This window comes from Mesorhizobium sp. M1A.F.Ca.IN.020.06.1.1 (assembly GCF_004023265.1).
GTDB lineage: Bacteria > Pseudomonadota > Alphaproteobacteria > Rhizobiales > Rhizobiaceae > Mesorhizobium.
Window position 1 is genome coordinate 1 of the sequence record NZ_RZSR01000663.1, and the last position, 3429, is coordinate 3429.

The window sequence follows — 3429 nt, forward strand, 5'->3', positions numbered from 1 at the left end:
CATACATCATCACCAGCGTCTCGGCAGTCAGCGCCGGCTTCTGCTCGCCCTCGATCTCGACGGTGTTCGCGGCCTTCATCAGATATAGGCCGGGGCCGCGGTCTTCCATGGTGAGCAGCGTCGTGCGCAGCCGGATACGTGCGCCGGACTTCACCGGCGCCAGGAAGCGCACTTTGTCGAAGCCATAGTTGAAAGCGGCTTGCGTGTTTTCCGGCACGATGCCCATTTCCAGCGCCAGCGCGCCGATGATCGACAGCGTCAGATAGCCATGCGCGATCGTAGTGCGGAACGGGCTCTGCCGCTTCGCGCGCTCCGGATCGACATGTATCCACTGGTGGTCGCCCGTGCATTGGGCGAACTGGTCGATGCGCTGCTGGTCGACCGTCGTCCAGTCCGACACGCCGATCTCCTGGCCGGCCATTGTCCGCAACTGTTCAAAGGTCGGCGGCGTCCTCGGCCGATTTTCCGTCATTCCTGCTTTCCTGCTGGCTTCTGCCAATCTCCCGACCATGAACCGGCGGCTCCTGTCAATTCGCGGCGCCTCGATTTCACCCTCAGAGTTGACGGTTTTACGGCAAGCCGCGAACGCGCAGCCGCACGCGCCGATTGCTCAGCCGCCTGAACCCGATCCGGAAAACCCGAATAGGCGTCCTGGATTGCTCACTTCCCGTCGTAGCCGGCCCGGATTTCCGCCATCGCGTCCTTGATCCTGTCGCGCAGGATTTCGACCGATTCGGTGCCGGATTTCCGAACCAGGTCGGCGACCTCGCCGGCATTCTTCAGCGTTGTCTCGAAGGATTTCCTGGCGAAATCCACCTGCTTCGTCATCAACTCCTGCGGATTGCCCGGAGGCTGGTAGTTGCGTGCCATCCGGGTAATTTCGCCGAGCGCCTCCTGCACCATTTCGTGCTGTCTCGACAGAATGGATGACGCGCCGGCGGCGCTTGCCCGGGCCGACTTCTCCAGAGCCTCGAGATTCCTGCGGTGGTGATCGAGGATCGCCTGGATGTCGACCTTCGGCAGCTTCAAGTCGCGGCCGAACCTGCTGAAGATGTCCAGAAAAGAGTCGGATTCCGGTTGACTTGCCATGTCGTCGCCTCCCGATCTGCCGCTCTTACAGCGCCCACTAGGGAGAATAGTGCGCGCCCGGTCCGCGTCAATTGAGGAGAAGCAGCCGCTCCGCCGTATAGAGTGCCAAGCCGGCCAGACCGCCGATCACCATGCCGTTGAAGCGGATATACTGCAGGTCCTTGCCGATATTGATCTCGATCAGCCGCGTCAGCTGGGCCAGATCCCAGCGCTTGACCTGATCGGCGATGAATTTCGACACGCCGCTCTTCTGGCTTTCGACGAAGGAGGCGAGCGCCACAACAAAACCCTGGTTCATGTCGGCCCTGATCTGGGCATCGTCGGCCAAATGTCGTCCGACCTCGACGAACAGGTTGGCGAGGTGCTCGCGAATCGTCGAATTGGCCGCGTTGGCGTCCTGCTCGATGAACAAGCGCAGGCTTGCCCAAGTGTCGCCGGCGAGAGCCCTGACTTCCGGACGGCCCAGGAAATCGCGCTTCAGCTTTTCGGCGCGCCTTGCATATTGCTTCGAGGTCCTGAGCCGCTCGACGAAGCGAAGTACGAAACGGTCGAACTCGGCGCGCCCCGGATGATCGGGATCGGCCCGCACCTCCTCCAGCAGCAACCCGGCGGAAGCGACAATCTTCTTGAGCAGATAGGCGTCGGCGCGAAACAGGTTGAACAGCGACGGCAGTTCCTCACGGATCTTTTCGCGCATCGTCGCCAGCGCCTTCTCGTCGTTCAGGAAGCGCCCGACCACCCTGGTGAACTCGTCGAACAGTTTCTGGTGGCGCCGGTCGTCGGTGAGCGCCGACAACAGCTCCGCGGCTAAAGGCGCCAGCGGCACTTTTTCGATCTGCTCCAGCAAGCGGCTGGTGACGAAGTCGCGCAGCCCGGACTGCTCCACGGCGGTCAGCGTCTGCGGCACCAGGCGGGCGACGAATCGCGACAGGTCGGCGGCGCGTTCGGCGTCGGCCAGCCAGTCGGCGACGAGGGCGGCAAAGTCGACCTCGGCGAGCTTTTCCCGCACGGGCTCCGGCGCAAGGAAATTGGCCTCGATGAACCGGCCGAGATTGTCGGCGATGCGGTGCTGGTTCTCAGGAATGATGGCCGTGTGCGGGATCGGCAGGCCGAGCGGGCGCCTGAACAACGCCACGACCGCATACCAGTCGGCCAGCCCGCCAATGATCGCCGCCTCGGCGAACGCGGCAACAAAGCCGAGCCACGGATGGGTGATCTCTAAAGACTTGGCGAGCGCGAAGACAAGGATGCACAGGCCAAGCGCCGCGGCGGCGACGAACTTGGTCCGCCGCAATGCCGAGAGCTTTGCCTGCGCATCGGCGTCGAATCGAACCGGCGCGAGGGCCTGAGCTGATTGTGACATGGAAAGGCCTTCCCTATTGCACCCGGACTTATCTAGGGCCTGCGCCGGGGAAACGCTCGCTCAAAGCGCATTGCGGCGCGATGCGGCGGACACGCACAAAAAGTTGATAAGTTTATTCAGCTATGTAGCGGTCCAGTCTGGAATTGTTCCAAACTATGGGCCATATTCGGCCCAAGCTCATTTCGCGAGGATACCATGCGGCTCACGCGCCAGACGAACTATGCGATGCGCATACTGATGTATTGCGCCGCGAACAGCGACCGCCTGAGCCGCATCCCCGAGATCGCCACCGCCTATTCGGTTTCGGAGCTGTTTTTGTTCAAGATCCTGCAGCCGCTGGTCGAGGCCGGCCTGGTCGAGACGGTGCGCGGCCGCAATGGCGGCGTCAGGCTCGGCCGCCCGGCGGAGCAGATCAGCCTGTTCGACGTCGTGCGCGTCACCGAAGAGAGCTTCGCCATGGCCGAGTGCTTCGAGAACGACGCCGCCGAATGCCCGCTGGTCGACAGCTGCGCCTTGAATTCGGCACTGCGCGAAGCGCTCAATGCCTTCTTCGCCGTGCTCTCCCGCTACACGATCGCCGACCTCGTCGCCGCGCGCCCGAATGTGCGCCACCTGCTTGGCATCGATCTCCTGGAGCAGCGCGCCCCGGCTGCCTAAGCTGCCGATTGCGGCAACACGAACGGAACGCTTCCAGCAGGCAGTGCGCCGACCTTGAGCCGGCAGTCGAACACCTTTTCGATCAGCTCGTCATTGAGCACCTCTTGCGGCGAGCCGGCGGCAGCCAGTTGGCCACGAGAGAGCACGAAAATCCGGTCGGCATACATGGCCGTCAGATTGAGGTCGTGCAGGATCGCCACCACGCCGCCGCCGCGCCGCGCGAAATCGCCCGCAATATTCATGATGATCAGTTGGTGCTTGACGTCGAGGCTGGAGACAGGCTCGTCGAGGAAAAGGTAGCGCGGCTTGCCCTCGAGCAC

At 62.9% G+C, this 3429-nt stretch carries 4 protein-coding genes and 1 pseudogene; 1 reads left to right on the plus strand and 4 read right to left on the minus strand.

Translation table 11 applies throughout. The features are described 5' to 3' along the window. The 3 genes from EOA60_RS24545 to EOA60_RS24555 form a co-directional block, all read right to left on the minus strand. The coding region (locus EOA60_RS24545) for a MaoC family dehydratase (RefSeq protein ID WP_164899506.1) at positions 1-472 on the minus strand (472 nt) is incomplete at its 3' end. A 188-nt stretch (positions 473-660) separates the two neighbouring features. Continuing rightward, positions 661-1089 carry a TIGR01841 family phasin gene (phaP, locus tag EOA60_RS24550; RefSeq protein ID WP_095825635.1) on the minus strand — a complete coding sequence of 143 codons (429 nt, stop codon included), beginning with the start codon at positions 1087-1089 and terminating at the stop codon, positions 661-663. Between the two features lie 67 nt (positions 1090-1156). Beyond that, positions 1157-2452: a DUF445 domain-containing protein gene (locus EOA60_RS24555; RefSeq protein ID WP_127245678.1), complete on the minus strand. Its 1296-nt coding sequence runs from the start codon at positions 2450-2452 to the stop codon at positions 1157-1159. Between the two features lie 195 nt (positions 2453-2647). Between EOA60_RS24555 and rirA the strand changes: the two genes are divergently transcribed. Then, positions 2648-3109: an iron-responsive transcriptional regulator RirA gene (rirA, locus tag EOA60_RS24560; protein WP_066999863.1), complete on the plus strand. Its 462-nt coding sequence runs from the start codon at positions 2648-2650 to the stop codon at positions 3107-3109. Here the strand turns inward: rirA and EOA60_RS24565 are convergent. After that, positions 3106-3429 (minus strand): annotated as a pseudogene (locus EOA60_RS24565) (iron ABC transporter); the annotation flags it as partial. The gene rirA and the pseudogene EOA60_RS24565 sit on opposite strands and share 4 nt — an antisense overlap.

Excerpts from the sequence above, each read along its gene's own strand:
- phaP (WP_095825635.1), bottom strand. The coding sequence starts at position 1,089 with ATGGCAAGTCAACCGGAATCCGACTCTTTTCTGGACATCTTCAGCAGG.
- rirA (WP_066999863.1), top strand. The coding sequence starts at position 2,648 with ATGCGGCTCACGCGCCAGACGAACTATGCGATGCGCATACTGATGTAT.
- EOA60_RS24555 (WP_127245678.1), bottom strand. The coding sequence starts at position 2,452 with ATGTCACAATCAGCTCAGGCCCTCGCGCCGGTTCGATTCGACGCCGAT.